Genomic DNA, 16,084 nt, shown 5'->3' with positions numbered 1-16,084 from the left:
CGGGGGGCTCGGGGGGTCGTCCCCCCGAAAGAAATGACGAAGGGCCAGTGCGGGAGGAAGCGCTAGCTTCCGACCACACTGGCCCCAGGCCCGAGTGGAGGTGGCGGGAATCGAACCCGCGTCCTTCAGTACCAAGACAGGGCTTCTCCGGGCGCAGCCTGCTAGTCGTTTTCTCAGCCCCGGCGCTCACGCAGGCGTGTCGCCGACAGGCTCAGCCACTGTTAGGTTTCCCTGTCGCTCCCGTGGCCGGAGCGGCAGGTTGAGTCTCCTAGCGATGCCAGGTCCCGGGCCGGAGACACTCCCGGGCTGACAAGTTCGCTATCTCGCCTTAGGCGGCGAGGGCGAACTGAGTGCGCTTAGAGTTGGCACTTGTTCTTTTGCGGTTACAGGATTTACGAGGTCACAACCGCAACCCTCGGCCCGCTTCCCCGTGTCTCGACATACCGAAGTCGAAACCGGTCACCCCCTCTTGAGTTGTCAACCGGGCACCGAAGCGCCCGTCACGCTGACCGTACATCTTCAACACCGGGGATGCCAACGTCATTCCCGCCGGAGGGCCGGTCCGGGTGATGGGTGATCGGGGCCGGAAAGATGAGAACCCCCGTGGGTGTGGACTAGGCACACCCACGGGGGTGACCGGCAGGGTCGGGCCGGTCCGGACGACAGAGCCTCCCCCGAGACGAGGCTCTGGTCTCATCACGGCGACTGAGTCCGCAACCCCCCAAGCGGTGTCTCAGTCACTCGTTAAGACGCCCGGTCACGCGCGGATGGTTGCGGCCCGAGAGTCAAGAAATGACAAAGCCGTCACGCCGGTCACTTCGGCCGGTCAGGACACCTCGCTGTTCAGTGCTTCGCCCGCAGGAATGCCGCCGCCAGGCTCGCCGCCGAGACCTTGCCCTCGACCGCGATCGCGAAGGCGACGTCCTGCCGGTACCCGACGAACCAGGAGACGACCTTGCCGTTGCCGTACGGCACCATCGCGGTGACGCCGGCCACCGGACGAGGGGGGACCTTCGCCTGCCGGGCCGCGCCGCTGCGGACGGACGTCTGCATGAGGCTCTGGAGCTGCGTGATCGAGTCGGTGCTGCCGCTCAGCGGCTGGGGCTGGATCGACTGCGGGGAGTCCTTCAGGAGCTGCGGCGGCCGCCAGGTGCCGCTCGCGACGGCGCCGGCGACCAGCGCCATCGACAGCGGGCTGACCTCGATCTTCCCCTGACCGACCATCTCGGCGGCGCGCTCGGCGTCATTGGCCGCCAGGGGCACCGAGCCGGAGAACGCCGGCACGGGCAGGCTCCACGGCGCGCCGAGCCCGAAGCGGGCCGCGCTGACGCGCAGGTCCTGCGGGGCGACGTTGCGGTACAGCGCGGCGAACGCCGTCGTGCAGCTCACGGCGAAGTTGGACGAGAAGGTCTTGCCGACCCGTCCGGAGTAGGTGAACTCCTGCCCGCCGATGTTCTGCGTGCCCCTCTTGCAGGGCGGCGAGGTGATCTTCTGGTCGTGCTGCAGGAGCGCCCGGGTCGTCACGATGCTGAACGTCATGCCCGGCGGGTAGTGCCCGTTCAGCGCGGTGCTGCCCTGCTGCGAGGGGTCATCGCTCTGGTGGGCGTCGTTCTTGCGGGCCATGGTGTTGTCCGCGGCCGCGAGGACGGCGCCGGTGTACGGGTCGATCGCGGCGAGGGACGCCGGGTAGGGCACCGCCTTCAGCGCGGCCTCGGCGGCGTCCTGCGTCCTGCGGTCGATCGTCGTGGCGACGGACTGGCTCTGCGTGCCGCGGACCTCGTTGAGGATCTTCTCGTCGGCCCCGGAGGGGTCCTGCGCCACGACCTGGACGGTGGGGGTGCCGGCCAGCTTCCGCTGCTCCAGCACCTGCAGTCCGGAGACGCCGATCGTGTCACCGGGCTGGTACGGCGCGCCGACCTGCTGAAGGCGTTCGGCGGTGGCCGGGCCGAGGTCGCCCACGATCTCGTCGGCGACCGCGGGCGCGACGTACGCCGGCTTGGACCGCAGTTCCACGCCGGGCACCTGCCGGAGCTGGGCGGCGTCGCCGGCCTGCTGGGGTACCTGGAGGGTCACCAGCGGCAGGAACTTCTGCGGCGGCGCGGACCGTACGTGGGCGAGCACCCGGTCCTTGTCCAGATGGGTGATCTTCGCCAGCTGGCCGAGCGTCTGCTCGGCGTTGGCGAGCCTGCCGGGCGTCACGCCGAAGACGTCGACCTCGACCTTCTTGAGGAGCGTCTTGCCCTTGTTGTCGACGATGGGCTGGCGCGTCGGCGTCGTGGTGACGATGGCGAGCCGCTGGCCCTGCCCCAGCTGCGGGTGGATGATCGACGGACTCCAGACGACCTTCCATTTGCCGTTCGTCCGGTGCAGCCGCATCGAGCTGCCGTAGCTCCACGGCTGGCCGCCGTCGCCGAGGTCGATGCTGACCGCGAACTGGGCCGTCGCGTCCTCGCCGGTCTGCCGCACGCGGCCGAGCGCGAGGCGCAGCGACGCCAGGTCCAGCTGGGACGGCAGGGCGGAGAGGACCGCCGCGACCGCGGTCCGGTCCCCGTCGGTCTCCTTCGCGGCGTTACGGTAGTTGCCGTTCTGCCAGGACACGAGGAAGTTGCGGATCGTCGGCAGCGGCGAGGGCTCGGCGAAACAGCCGGCGGTCGCCGTCGTGGCCAGCAGGGCCGCGGCCAGTCCGGCCGCCGACCGGAGCCGTCGGATACCCACCCTCAGCGCCTCCGCAGCCGTGCGGCGCGGGCCCGCTCCATCTCCCGGACGGCGTCCCGCTTGGCGATGTCCTGTCGCTTGTCGTACTCGCGCTTGCCGCGCGCGACCGCGATCTCCACCTTCGCCTTGCCGTCCTTGAAATAGAGGGTGAGCGGGATCAGCGTACGGCCGGGCTCGTTGGTCTTACCGATCAGCTTGCCGATCTCTCGCCGGTGCAGCAGCAGCTTCCGGGGACGACGCGCCGCGTGGTTGGTCCACGTCCCCATCGTGTATTCGGGAATGTGCACTCCCTCGAGCCAGACCTCTCCGTCGCGGATCAGAGCGTACCCGTCCGTGAGGTTGGCCCGCCCGGCGCGCAGTGACTTCACCTCGGTGCCGGTGAGCACGAGGCCCGCCTCGTAGGTGTCCTCTATGTGGTAATCGTGACGCGCGCGCTTGTTCTGCGCGATCAGTTTGCGTCCCTCTTCGCGTGGCAATGACTCAGCCTCGGTCCTTCTTCGGCAGGGTGGCCGACAGCCCGCGCACGACCGTGAGCGCGCGTCGCTCGGCCTCCCGGGGTGGGCGGTTCGCGTTGACCGCGACGTCGGGGTCGATCCCGGACCCATCGAGGTTACGGCCACTCGGAGTCCGGTATCGACCGACGGTGAGTTCGATCGCGGATCCGTCGGCCAGCCGCAACGGCTCCTGCACCGACCCCTTTCCGAAGGTACGCGATCCGACGATCACTGCGCGATCTCGGTCCCGCAATGAGCCCGCGACCACCTCGGCGGCGCTGGCCGTGCCCCCGTCGACGAGGACGACGAGCGGATCCGTGGTGTCGCCGCCCGGACCGGCCAGGAGCCGCTCCGGCGGGGCCCCGGCGCGTTCGAAGGTCGCCACGGGACCGCCCGGCAGGAAGACCGAGGCGGTGTCGACGGCCTCGTCCAGCAGGCCGCCGGGGTTCGCCCGCAGGTCGAGCAGGACGCCGCCGCGCCGCCCGGGCCGGCCGGCCACCGCCGCGCGCACCTCCCGCCCGACTCCCCGGGTGAACGCCGCGATCCGGATCACGACCACGCCGTCGGCGGTGAGGGACGCGCTCACGTCGTGCGACGGCACGGCCGTCCGTACCAGCGCGAACCGCAGGGGCACGCCGTCGCGGCGGACGGCGAGGCCGACGCCCGTGGCGGGCCGGCCCCGCAGCGCCGCGGCGACGGCGGCGACCGTCAGGTCACGGGTCGCGGTGCCGTCGACCGCCGAGACGACGTCACCGGGGCGCACGCCCGCGTGCTCGGCGGGCGAACCCGGCTGGACGCCGACGATCCGGACGTCGCTCCCGGCCTTCGCCAGCCACAGGCCGACGCCGCTGTACCAGCCGTTCAGGGTGGCCTCCAGGCCGCTGAACTCCGCCGCCGTGTAGAACCGCGCCCAGCGGTCGCCGAGGCGGCGCAGCGTCTCCGCGATCACGGCGCGCTCCCCCGCCGGGTCCGGCGCCGCCGAGACGCCCGGCGGAACCAGAGAGCCCGGCGGGATCGAGTCGTCCGGCCCCGCCGAGGCGGGATCCGGCGCCGTCAGGGCCGGCTCGATCGCCGCCCGCCCGGCCGGCCGGGTGTTCCGCCCGGGGGGCTCCCGCCGCGCCGACGCGTGGGTGCCCGTCCCGCCCGCCCCGGCGTCCATGACGTACACCACCGCCAGAGCGGCCACGGCGGCCGCCCCGCGGAGCACACGACCGGTCAGCCGGGGCATGCGAGGATTCTACGAGCGACCTGATCACCGGACCGGCATATCGCCGGGAGTAGCGTCAGATCTTGAGATAGCGGCGCAGAGTGAGGAAGGACGCCAGGGCGCACAGCAGGATGCCGAAGCACATCGACGCGACGATGACCGTGGTCACGTCGAGCCAGCCGAGCGGCGTCGCCAATTGCAGGTTCTTCTGCAGCCTGCCGAGCAGGAAGACCTTCGAGAAGCTCAGCAGGATGGCCGCGAACACACCGCCGACCAGACCCGCGATCGCGCCCTCGAGGACGAACGGCAACTGGATGTAGACGTTCGAGGCGCCGACCAGCCGCATGATGCCGGTCTCCCGCCTCCGGTTGAACGCCGACAGGCGGATGGTGTTCGCCACCAAGAGGACGGCCGCGATGAGCTGGATCGCGGCGATGATCAGCGCCGCCCACTGCAAGCCACTGAGGATCTTGAAGAACTTGTCCAGGATGGCGCGCTCGTTGACCACCTGGTCGACGCCCTCCCGGTTGCTCATCTGGGCGACGACCGCCGCGAAGTTCTTCGGGTCCTTGAGCTTCACCCGGAAGGAGTCGGGGATGTCACCCGGCTGAATCGAGCCGGCGATGCCGGGGCTGTCCTTGAACTGCTCCTTGGCGCGCTGGTACGCCTCCTGCGCCGTCTCCGGGACGACCTTCGCGACCTGCGGCATCGACTCCAGCTGCTTGCGGATCGCGTCCTTCTCGCTCTGGTTCGGCTCCGTCTTCTTGCAGTTCGGGTTGGCGCTGAGCTTGTTGCACAGGTAGATCGAGACCTCGACCTTGTCCGACCAGTAGTTGTTGGACTTGTCGACCTGCATCTTCAGCAGCACACCCGTGCCGAACAGCGCCATCGCGATCGCGACGGTGACGATGAGCGCGATGGTCATCGTGAGGTTCCGGCGGAGACCGATCCAGATCTCCTGAAGAACGAACTGTACCCGCATGCCTCGCTGTCCTTGGTCGTCCGGGTGGTGGTCGTGGCGGCGCGGCGGCGCGGTCGGCGACAGGCCGTTCCGCGCCTGGCCGGCGGTCTGTCGAACGCCGGCCCGCGCCTGGTGGGCGGTCCGCTAGACGCCGCCGTACGCCTGGCCGTAGACGCCGCGCGACTGATCGCGCACGACGCGGCCGTCCTCCAGCTCGACCACTCGCTTGCGGAACGCGTCGACGATCGCCGCGTCGTGCGTCGCCATCACGACGGTCGTGCCCGTCCGGTTGATCCGGTCGAGCACCTTCATGATGCCGATGCTGGTCGCCGGGTCGATGTTCCCCGTCGGCTCGTCGGCCAGGAGGATCATCGGCCGGTTGACGAACGCCCGCGCGATGGCGACGCGCTGCTGCTCGCCGCCGGAGAGCTCGTCGGGCATCCGGTGGGCCTTGCCCTCGAGGCCGACCAGGTCGATGACCTCGGGGACCACCTTACGGATGAAACGCCGCGGCTTCCCGATGACCTCGAGAGCGAACGCGACGTTCTCGTAGACGTTCTTGTTGGGCAGCAACCGGAAGTCCTGGAACACGCAGCCGATACGGCGGCGCAGGTGCGGGACCTTCCAGTTGCTCAGCCGACTCAGGTCCTTGCCGGCGACGTGGATACCGCCCTGCGTCGGCCGCTCCTCCTTGAGGATCAGGCGCAGGAAGGTCGACTTGCCGGACCCGGAAGGACCGACGAGAAAGACGAACTCGCCCTTCTCCACGGCCACGTTGACACCCTGCAGGGCCGGTCGACTCTGGTGCGAATAGACCTTGGTGACGTTATCAAAGTGGATCACGGCTGCATCACGACGTGCCAGTCTAGGGGCTGGGGACGGCGACGACTGTCTTTCCGTCTGACAGACGCCCTGCCGCGGCTTCCCGGCTTGGCGGGCCGATTGGCCAAGCAGCAGTCTAGAGGGGAGACTGGCATGGATAGTCCAACTTGGGTACACCGAGGGAAAGCAACCGGGCATCACGGACACCCGTCGCCGATTGACGGCGGGCCACCGGCCAGGAACGCATAGGCTGAACGGATTCCCGCCGGACGTTCAGGAAGGAGCCGGATGAGCTGCGAACATCTGATCTGCGCGCGATGCTCGGGCCCCGTCGTCGAGGGGCGCTGCCCCGCCTGCCGCGCGGCACGGGCGGAGGTGCACCGCACCGGGCCGTTCGGCCTGTCCCCCATCCTCATCGTCGGCGCCCTGATCCTGGCGCTGACGCTGCTGATCGCGCTCCGGCTGGGCCTGCACTGACCTGGCCGGGCCCCCGGGCCCGGCTCAGGCCTTCAGCCGGGCCGTAGGGCCTAGTCCTGGTCCTCGCCGGCCTCGCGGCGGCGCATCCACCGGATCTCGGCCTCGATGAACTCGTCGATGTCGCCGTCGAGGACCGCCGTCGGGTTGCCCGCCTCGACGCCCGTGCGCAGGTCCTTGACGATCTGGTACGGGTGCAGCACGTAGTTGCGGATCTGCGTGCCCCAGGAGCTCGTCGTCTCACCGCGCAGCTCGTTCATCCGCTCGGCCTCCTCCTGTCGCTTGCGCTCCAGGAGCTTGGCCTGCAGCACCGACATCGCGGTCGCGCGGTTCTGCAGCTGGCTGCGTTCGTTCTGGCAGGAGACGACGATGCCGGTCGGCAGGTGGGTGATCCGCACCGCCGAGTCGGTCGTGTTGACGCCCTGGCCGCCGGGGCCGCTCGACCGGTAGACGTCGATGCGCAGCTCGTCCTCGGGAATGTCGACGTGGTCGGTCTGCTCCACCACCGGCACCACGTCGACGCCGGCGAACGAGGTCTGCCGGCGGCCCTGGTTGTCGTACGGCGAGATCCGGACCATGCGGTGGGTGCCGTGCTCGCCGCGCAGGGTGCCGTAGGCGTACGGCGCCTTGACCGTGAAGGTCGTCGACTTGATGCCCGCCTCTTCGGCGAAGGACGTCTCGTAGATCTCGGTCGGGTAGCCGTGGCGCTCGGCCCAGCGGAGGTACATCCGCTGCACCATCTGGGCGAAGTCGGCGGCGTCCACGCCCCCGGCCTGGGAATTGATCGTGACGAGCGCCTCACGGGCGTCGTACTCCCCGGACATGAGGGTGCGGACCTCGAGCTGCTCGATCTCCTTGCGGAGCGTGCCGAGGTCGCGTTCCGCCTCGCCGCGGGCGTCGTCGTCGCCCTCCTCCGAGGCCAATTCGAACAGCACGGCGGCGTCGTCGAGGCGGCTGCGCAGGCCCTCGACCTTGCCCAGCTCGCCCTCCAGGTAGGACAGCCGCCGGGTCACCGCCTGGGCGCGGTCCTGGTCGTTCCACAGATCGGGGTCGGCAGCCTGCTCACGTAGCTCCGCGATGTCGCGGCGCATCGCGTCGAGGTCGAGGACGGCCTCGATGCCGGTCAGCATCGAGCCGAGTTCCTTCATCTCTTCCGAGGGATCCATGACTGCCACGTTCGAAGCCTACCCGTGCCCGTACTCTCCGCGTACGCGCTCCGTCGGTCTTCCGCGGGCCCCGGGACCGGACCGCGCGAGGGCGTACTCGGAGATCCCTGGCATACTCTGCCCGATAGCTGTAGCGAAGGCCGGGGAACATGAACAAGGCGGTTGCGTCCACACTCGTGGCGGTGCTCACCATCACCGCCGCCGCGGGTTGCTCGGGCAAGCCACACCGCACGGTGCGCGCGAGCCCGGTCGCCGCCGAGAGCAGCAGCCCCCCGCCCGAGCCGCTGACCCCCGACGTCGCGGCCAAGGCGTTCCACTCGTTCGTGAACAACGACGACGTGGCCCGGGCCAGCGGGGACGAGCGCCTCGCCCTGTGGTGGACCAGCGAGGGGCAGTCGCAGCTCACGGCCGCGGCGTTCCGGCGGGCCGTCGCGGCGGGCGACCCGGTCCCCCGCTACGTCTACGGTAAACCGGTCTTCTACGTGCCGCACCTGCTGCTGACGGGGCCGCAGTGGTTCGTGGTGAGCGCCCGCCGGACGACGGCGGACGGCAAGGATCCCCACACCGTGTACATGGGGTTCCTGCGGACCAAGTCGGTGCAGCGCTGGCGGCTGAGCGCGCTGGCGGTGCTCGACGACAAGCAGAAGCCCCCGAAGATCGCGGTCGACTCCGATGGCTACGCCAAGGCCCTGGCCACCTTCGACAACGCCCTGCTGATCCCGCCGCGGCTGGTGCCCTCGATCCAGGCGACCCTCGCCGAGGAGGGCCCGCAGAACGTCGCCGCCCAGGTCATGCGCGCCGGGAAGTACACCACCGGCTACTACGCGACCGACCAGAAGGCGATGAAGAACAAGAAGGCGAAGAAGGCCGGGCTGCACAACAGCGTCGTGTACGCCGCGACGTCCTTCCCGATCTTCCCGCTGGCGACCGCGGACGGCGGAGGGCTCGTGCTCTACGCCCTCAGCCGCGACACGGTGATCACCAAGAGCAAGGGCAAGGACAAGACGGACCACTTCCCGGTCCCCGACGACGCCGCACCCTTCCTGACGTCGAAGTCCGTGAAGAGCGAGATCGACATCAGCCAGACGATGCAGTACGTCGCGGTGGTCCCGGCCAAGCCGAAGAAGGAGGACGGCACCGTCAAGGCGCAGATCATCGGCGCCGACGGCGGCACCGTCAAGGCGTCCGTCCCCAGCAAGTAGGCGTCCGGATCTCAGGACGCCTGGGCGGAGGCCAGGTCGAAGGCCTCGATCAGCACCGTCGCCCGGCCTCGTACGGGCAGGTAGGTGACGGCCCGCCACACCCAGGTCGCCGTCACCCGGTGCGCGGACCTGCCGTGGAGGTAGGTGCGGACGTCCGCGGGCAGGACCGCGACGTCGCCGCTGCCGGTCGCCGTGTAGGTGGTCGTGCGGCGCAGCGAGTAGGACACGATGGCGCCGCCGTCGTCGGTCCGCAGCGCGTAGACGGGGTAGCCGGTGGGCGCGGACCGGCCGGAGACGGTCACCCCGTGATCACGTAGCTGCCGCTCCTGCCTGGCCTCGGCGGTCCGCCAGGCGCGGGCGGTGTCACCCGGCACGATCGACCCGTCGTTTCCGCGGTCGAGGTACGCGGCGTGCGCCGCCGGCAGCGCGGACGGTGTCGTCGCCGGCGTGCCGGCACCCGGGTCGACCGCGACGGCGTAGCCCTGCTCGTCCGTGGCGATCCGGGGCGGATCCCCGTGGAAGTAGACCCGGCTCGACAGTCTCCACGCCGACTTCGCGTTCTTCTGCACGAACACCGCGAAGAGCGGGCGCTCGGTGCCGCCCTTACGCTCCAGCGCCGACACCGCGAACCACCGGGGCGTGCCGCGCAGCCGCGGGACGTACATCACGGGGTTGCGCAGGGAGATCGCGCCGGTGCGCGGTGGCCGTCCGCCGCCGAGGCGCAGGGCGGCCTCGGCGGTGGCGCCGATCGCGTCGGTGCCCACCTCCCGCCACTCCTTGACGTCACCCGCCGTGACCGCCCGGTTGTAGTGGCGTACGTAGGCCGCGAGGACCTGCGCCGAGGCGTCCGCCGAGACGGCGGGAACGGCGGTGTCGCCCCCGGCGTCGCCGTCGTCGTGGCCGTCCTGGCAGGCGGCGAGCAGGAGGATCGCCAGCACGGCCGGCGCGACACGGCGGTGACGCATGCCAGGAACTTATCGCTAGGACGCGGTGGCCTGGATCGCCTTCCGGTAGCTTCCGACGACCTTGGCCGCGCCTTGCGGAGGGACCACGGCGAGGTACTGCGTCAGCGCGGTCGTGTCCAGGTGCCGGCGGACCTTCCCGTTGATCAGGCCGGCCAGGTCGCCGCCGTTGCCGATGAGCCCCGGCCTGGCCAGGTCGTAGCTCTCGCTCTGCCGCACGACGTACCAGACGAGCGCGCCGCCGTCGGTGGTGCGCAACGCGAACGCCTGCTGGCGGTCCGGCCGGAAGTCGGAGGTGAGCGTCACGCCCCGGCGCTTGAGCGCGGCCTCCGCCTTGACCAGCGCGTCGTGCGCCTGGTCGGTGTACGGGCCGGGGGCCATGCCGGACGTGCCGCGCGTCAGCGTGGCGGCGTGCACCGCGGCGATCTTGCCCGGCGCGGGCGCCGTCTTGCCGTCGTCGGGGGCCACGGCGGTGGCGTAGCCGTCCTTGTCCAGGGCGACGCCGGTGATCGTCGCGGCGGGGAACGGGTCCGCGGTGAGCAGCCAGGCGCCGCCGGGCCGCTCCTGGGTGAAGACCAGGGCGTGCCGAGTCCTGCCCGCGGTGGCGACGACCGCGAACCACTTGGGGAAGCCCGTCTCGCGGGGGATGTAGTAGGCCGGGGCGCTGTAGACGAACGGCGCGTACTTCTCCCTGGCCGCCGCGCGCCGCCGGTACTCGGCGCGGTCCATGTCGAGCTGGGCGCCGGTCTCGACCGTGGCCAGCAGCCTGTCGTCGGACGAGCCGTTGGCCCGGTTGTTGACGGACTGGTAGTGGGCGAGCAGCTGCGCGGCCCGGTCCTTGGCCACGGCGGGCGCGGCGATCGCCGGGGAACCGGCGCACGCGGCCAGGGGCAGCAGGACGACCGTCAGGGCGGTGAGGTGTCGAAGCATGCCGACAGATTCGCACAGTGATCATTCGATCACTGTGCGAATCCGGAAAGAATCATCGGGCGGAGAGACGCCCCGGCGACCACCGGAGCGTCTCCCGCCGGCAGGGTTCAGCCGGGCAGGGTGCTGGCGGTCACCAGCGTGCGGATCGCGCGCAGCGCCACCGACAGGGTCGCGATGCCGAAGCTGTCGCTCTCCCAGATCTCGCCGAGGGTCTGGCCCGCGCGCGAGACCGCGGCGCTGTTCTTCTCGGCCCAGATCGCCAGGCGCTCCTCGGGATCCGCGCCGGGCTCGCTGGTGGCGAGCACGTCGCGGGCGAGGGCGGCGTGCGCGGCGTACAGGTCGTCGCGCAGCGCCGACCGGGCCATCGACTGCCAGCGGTCGTCGCGCGGCAGCGCGATGACGCGCTCGCGCAGCCGGGCGATCTGCAGACGCTCGGCCAGGTCGAAGTAGACCTCGGCGGCCTCCTCGAGCGGGCGGCCCGTGCTGTGCGCGATCTCCACCAGGTCGAAGGTGGAGTAGGCCGGGACCATGATCGCGACCTGCTCGGCCAGCTCGCCCGGCACGCCGGCCTCGGCGAAGCGGTCCCGCCGCTCCTCGAAGCCCGCCAAGTCGCGGCCGGTGAGCAGCTTCGGCAGCTGCGGCGCGAGGATGGCCGCGCCTCCGGCGAAGAAGTCGACCGTCTCCTTCAGGTCGAACGGCATCCGCCGGTTGTGCAGCAGCCAGCGGGCGCCGCGCTCGGTCAGCTTGCGCGCCTCCAGCCGCATCCGGATCTGCGTGGCGGTGTCGACCTGGGACTCCAGGGCGTCCACCGAGCCCCAGAACCGCGGCATGTCGAACACCGCGCGCGCCACCAGGTAGGCGCGGGCGATGTCGGAGGCCGAGGCGCCGGTCTCCTCGTTCATCCGGAACGCGAAGGTGGTGCCGCTGTTGTTGACCAGGCTGTTCACGACGGACGTGGAGATGATCTCCCGGCGCAGCGGGTGCCGGTCCATGTAGTCGCGGAACCGCTCCCGCAGCGGCGTGGGGAAGTACTCCACGAGCCGGGTGGCGAGGTGCGGGTCGTCCGGCAGGTCGGAGGCCCGGATCTCCTCCTCCAGCGTCAGCTTGCTGTAGGCGAGCAGCGTGGCGAACTCCGGGCCGGTCAGGCCGAGGCCCGCCTGCCGCCGTTCGGCGAGGGCCTTGTCGTCGGGCAGGTCCTCCAGCCGCCGCTTCAGCTTGCCGTCGCGTTCGAGCTTGCGCAGGTGGCGGGCGTGCACGTGCAGCATGGAGGAGGCCTGCGTGCGGGCGGCGGCGAGCACGACGTTCTGCTGGTAGTTGTCGCGCAGCACGAGGTCGGCCACCTCGTCGGTCATCTGAAGGAACAACGCGTCCCGCTGCTTGCGGGTCATCTCTCCGTCGCGGACGACCTGGTCGAGGAGGATCTTGATGTTGACCTCGTGGTCGGAGGTGTCCACCCCGGCGGAGTTGTCGATGAAGTCGGTGTTCACCAGCCCGCCGCCGAGGGAGAACTCGATCCGCGCCCGCTGGGTGAGCCCCAGGTTGCCGCCCTCGCCGATCACCTTGCAGCGCAGCTCGGTGGCGTCGGCGCGCAGCGCGTCGTTGGCCCGGTCGCCGACGTCGGCGTTGTTCTCGTTCGACGCCTTGACGTACGTGCCGATCCCGCCGTTCCACAGCAGGTCGACGGGGGCGCACAGGATCGCGTGGATCAGCTCGTGCGGGGTCATCGCCGTGACCCCGTCGTCGATGCCGAGCGCCGCGCGCACCTGCGGGGTGATCGAGATCCGCTTGGCGGTGCGCGGGTGCACGCCGCCGCCCTTGGAGATCAGCGAGGAGTCGTAGTCGGCCCAGGAGCTGCGCGGCAGCGCGAACATCCGCGTGCGCTCCCGGAACGACGCCGCCGGGTCGGGGTCCGGGTCGAGGAAGATGTGCCGGTGGTCGAACGCGGCGACCAGCTTGATGTGCTCGGACAGCAGCATGCCGTTGCCGAACACGTCACCGGACATGTCGCCGACGCCGACGACGGTGAAGTCCTCCTTCTGCACATCCACGCCGAGCCCGCGGAAGTGGTACTTCACCGACTCCCACGCGCCGCGCGCCGTGATGCCCATCGCCTTGTGGTCGTAGCCGACGGAGCCGCCGGAGGCGAACGCGTCGCCCAGCCAGAAGTCGTACGACGCGGCGACCTCGTTGGCGATGTCGGAGAACGTCGCGGTGCCCTTGTCGGCCGCGACGACCAGGTAGGTGTCGTCCCCGTCGTGCCGCACCACGTCCGGCGCCGGCACGACGTGCATCTGGCCGGCCCCCTTACGGGTGCCCACCCCCGCCTCTCCGCCGACGAGGTTGTCGGTGATGTCGAGCAGGCCGCTGATGAACTGCTTGTACGACGCGACGCCCTCGGCGAGGAACGCCTCGCGGTCGCTCGGGTCCGGCAGCCGCTTGCAGACGAACCCGCCCTTGGCGCCCGCCGGGACGATGACGGTGTTCTTCACCGCCTGCGCCTTGACCAGGCCGAGGATCTCGGTGCGGAAGTCCTCCTTGCGGTCGGACCAGCGCAGGCCGCCGCGGGCCACCGACCCGAACCGCAGGTGCACGCCCTCCAGGCGCGGGGAGTACACGAAGATCTCGAACTTGGGGCGCGGCTGCGGCAGGTCCGGGATCCCCTCGGGGTCGAACTTCAGCGACAGGTACGGCTTCGGCCTGCCGTCGGCGGTCCGCTGGTAGTGGTTCGTGCGCAGCGTCGCGCGGATCATCGCCAGGTAGCTGCGGAGGATGCGGTCCTCGTCGAGGCTGGAGACCGCGTCGAGCGCGCCCTCGATCTCCTCGGTGATGGCCGCCGCGAGCTCCTCGTGGGCGGCGGCGGACCGGTCGTCGCCGGCGTGGTTGAGGCGCGGGTCCAGCCGCGCCTCGAACAGCCGGACCAGGAGGCGGGCGACGCGCGGGTTGGCGACGAGCACCTCCTCGATGTACCGCTCGCTGAAGGTCGTCCTGGTCTGGCGCAGGTAGCGGGCGTACGCGCGCAGCACCATGGCGGACCGCCAGTCCAGGCCGGCGCGCAGCACCAGCGCGTTGAACCGGTCGCTCTCCACCCTGCCGTCCCAAAGGGCCTCGAACGCCTCCTGGAACAGCCCCTTGACCTCGGTCTCGTCCACGTCCGGCGACGGGTCGTACCGCAGGCCCAGGTCGTAGATCCACGCCTCGCGGCCGTCGGCGCGCGCGATCTCGTACGGCCGCTCGTCCACGACCTCGACGCCCATCTCCTGCAGCAGCGGCAGGATCTGGGAGAGCGAGATCGGCGGGCCGAGCCGGTAGATCTTCAGCCGGCGCTCGCCGGCCTGCGCGTCGTACGGCTCGTACAGGTTGATCGAGATCTCGCCGGGCTCGGTGAGCTCCTCGAGCCGGGTGAGGTCGGCGCACGCCGTACGGGCGGGGAAGTCGGCCTTGTAGCCCTCGGGGAACGCGTCGGTGTAGCGCCGGGTGAGCGCGCTCGCCTGCTCCTCGCCGCACTGCTGGACGATCGCCTCGGCGAGGTCGTCGGTCCAGGACCGGGTCGCGGCGATCAGGCGCCGCTCCAGGTCGGCCGGGTCCACCTGGGGCAGCGGGCGGCCCCGCTCGCCCCGGACGACGACGTGCAGGCGGGCGAGGATCGAGTCGCCGACCATCGCGCTGTAGTCGACGGAGATGCCCTCGTACGCCTTGAGCAGGATGTCCTGGATGCGCAGCCGGATCTGCGTGGTGTACCGGTCGCGGGGCAGGAAGACCAGGCACGACATGTACCGGCCGTACTCGTCCTTGCGGACGAACAGCTTCAGCTGCTTGCGCTCCCGCAGCCGCAGCACGCCGAGCGCGATCGGCAGCAGCTCGGCGACGGAGATCTGAAAGAGGTCGTCGCGGGGGTAGGTCTCGAGGATCTCGATGAGGTCCTTGCCGTCGTAGCTGTCGGCGGCCAGCCCGGCGTGGCTCAGCACCTCCTCCACCTTGTGCCGCAGCACCGGGATGTGCTCGATGCTCTCGCTGTAGGCGGTGTGGGTGAACAGCCCGAGGAAGCGGCGCTCGCCGACGACCTCACCGTTCTCCCCGAACTTCTTGACCCCGACGTAGTCGAGGTACGCGGAGCGGTGCACGGTCGCCCGCGAGTTGGCCTTGGTGAGGATCAGCAGCTGCGGCTCCCGCGCCTTCGAGCGCACCTGCTGCGGGAGGGACGCGAAGCTCGTGGACTCCGCCTGGTCGGAGCGCAGGATGCCCAGGCCGGTGCCGGGGATCGCGCGCAGCTGCTCGCCGTCCGGCCCGTCCTCCAGCTTGTACTCGCGGTAGCCGAGGAAGGTGAAGTGGTCGTCGGCCAGCCAGTCCAGCAGCTCGACGCCGTCGATGATCTCCCGGTCCGGCAGCGGCGGCCGCGTCTCGTTCACCTCGACCGCGATCGCGCCCGCCAGCGCGCGCATCTTCTGCTCGTCCTCGACGGCGGCGCGCACGTCGCCCAGCACCCGCTGCAGGTCGGCCTCGAGCTCGTCCAGCAGCACCCGGTCGCTCTGCCGGTCGATCTCGATGTGGATCCAGGACTCCTCCAGCACGAGGCCGTCGCCGGCGCCGATCCGCTGGAGGCTGCCGGTCACGTCCCGGGTGACCCTGAGCTGCGGGTGGACGATCAGGTGCGTCGCGAGGCGGTGCCGGTTGAGCTCCATCACCACCGAGTCGACGAGGTACGGCATGTCGTCGGTGACCACCTGCACGACGCTGTGCCCGGGGTCCCAGCCGTACTCCTCGATCGTCGGGGTGAACGCCCGCACGTTGGCGCGCCCCTGCGGCCGCTCCTCGCCGAGGTGGCGGTGCACCATCGCGGGACCGCACACGTCCACCGGGTCGCGGTCGAGCAGGTCCTCCGGCGCGACGTGGCGGTAGTACGCCCGCAGGTAGCCGAGGATGTCCCCGGCGTCCTGCCGCACGCCCGGGGTGTGCGTGCACGCCCGTGCCGCGCGCTCCAGCAGTTCGTCCTTGGCGTCGTCGAGTCCGGCGGTGCCGCTGACGTTGGCACTCGCGCTCATGCGCCCTCGCCCCTCATTCCAAGTCTCCCTCAATACCTTCGCAGATTCAGTGCTTCACGTGGTCGCGGGCTCGGCGACCGTTGTTCCCGCCAGGACGGGTCGGGAACGCGGT

At 70.7% G+C, this 16,084-nt stretch carries 11 protein-coding genes and 1 other RNA gene; 2 read left to right on the top strand and 10 right to left on the bottom strand.

Translation table 11 applies throughout. The annotated features are described in order from the left end of the window. Window positions 1–92: 92 nt before the first annotated feature. The 6 genes from ssrA to ftsE form a co-directional block, all read right to left on the bottom strand. Window positions 93–467, bottom strand: a transfer-messenger RNA (tmRNA) gene (ssrA, locus tag NE234_RS36155). A gap of 376 nt (window positions 468–843) precedes the next feature. Next, window positions 844–2,715 (bottom strand): penicillin-binding transpeptidase domain-containing protein, encoded by a 1,872-nt coding sequence (locus tag NE234_RS36150; protein WP_252785446.1) that lies wholly within the window; start codon window positions 2,713–2,715, stop codon window positions 844–846. Between the two features lie 2 nt (window positions 2,716–2,717). Continuing rightward, window positions 2,718–3,191, bottom strand: coding sequence for an SsrA-binding protein SmpB (gene smpB / locus NE234_RS36145; RefSeq protein WP_252785445.1), 474 nt, complete (start codon window positions 3,189–3,191; stop codon window positions 2,718–2,720). Between the two features lie 4 nt (window positions 3,192–3,195). Further along, a complete protein-coding gene (locus NE234_RS36140; protein WP_252785444.1) occupies window positions 3,196–4,437 on the bottom strand; it encodes a S41 family peptidase in 1,242 nt (413 codons plus the stop codon). A gap of 55 nt (window positions 4,438–4,492) precedes the next feature. Further along, window positions 4,493–5,398, bottom strand: a complete 906-nt coding sequence (ftsX, locus tag NE234_RS36135) for a permease-like cell division protein FtsX (RefSeq protein ID WP_252785443.1) — start codon at window positions 5,396–5,398, stop codon at window positions 4,493–4,495. Between the two features lie 123 nt (window positions 5,399–5,521). Further along, window positions 5,522–6,220 (bottom strand): cell division ATP-binding protein FtsE, encoded by a 699-nt coding sequence (ftsE, locus tag NE234_RS36130; protein ID WP_252785442.1) that lies wholly within the window; start codon window positions 6,218–6,220, stop codon window positions 5,522–5,524. Window positions 6,221–6,487: 267 nt separating this feature from the next. Here ftsE and NE234_RS36125 point away from each other — a divergent pair, with 267 nt between their 5' ends. Then, complete coding sequence (locus NE234_RS36125; RefSeq protein WP_252785441.1) at window positions 6,488–6,676, top strand: hypothetical protein; 189 nt, start codon at window positions 6,488–6,490, stop codon at window positions 6,674–6,676. 50 nt (window positions 6,677–6,726) lie between these two features. Here the strand turns inward: NE234_RS36125 and prfB are convergent, their stop codons facing one another. Continuing rightward, window positions 6,727–7,848, bottom strand: a complete 1,122-nt coding sequence (prfB, locus tag NE234_RS36120) for a peptide chain release factor 2 (RefSeq protein WP_252785440.1) — start codon at window positions 7,846–7,848, stop codon at window positions 6,727–6,729. Between the two features lie 140 nt (window positions 7,849–7,988). Between prfB and NE234_RS36115 the strand changes: the two genes are divergently transcribed. Further along, a complete protein-coding gene (locus NE234_RS36115) occupies window positions 7,989–9,041 on the top strand; it encodes a hypothetical protein (protein ID WP_252785439.1) in 1,053 nt (350 codons plus the stop codon). Between the two features lie 11 nt (window positions 9,042–9,052). Here the strand turns inward: NE234_RS36115 and NE234_RS36110 are convergent, their stop codons facing one another. The 3 genes from NE234_RS36110 to NE234_RS36100 form a co-directional block, all read right to left on the bottom strand. Then, on the bottom strand, window positions 9,053–10,006 hold the full coding sequence (locus NE234_RS36110) for a hypothetical protein (RefSeq protein WP_252785438.1): 954 nt from the start codon (window positions 10,004–10,006) through the stop codon (window positions 9,053–9,055). Between the two features lie 15 nt (window positions 10,007–10,021). Beyond that, window positions 10,022–10,933, bottom strand: coding sequence for a hypothetical protein (locus NE234_RS36105; protein ID WP_252785437.1), 912 nt, complete (start codon window positions 10,931–10,933; stop codon window positions 10,022–10,024). Between the two features lie 107 nt (window positions 10,934–11,040). Then, the gene (locus tag NE234_RS36100) at window positions 11,041–15,972 is read right to left on the bottom strand and encodes an NAD-glutamate dehydrogenase (RefSeq protein ID WP_252785436.1); all 4,932 of its coding nucleotides are present in this window, start codon (window positions 15,970–15,972) and stop codon (window positions 11,041–11,043) included. Window positions 15,973–16,084: the final 112 nt, after the last annotated feature.

It is taken from the genome of Actinoallomurus rhizosphaericola (assembly GCF_024055675.1).
Classification (GTDB): domain Bacteria; phylum Actinomycetota; class Actinomycetes; order Streptosporangiales; family Streptosporangiaceae; genus Actinoallomurus; species Actinoallomurus soli.
Note: the sequence above shows the minus strand (reverse complement) of the source record. Positions and strands in the feature narration are given on the sequence as shown.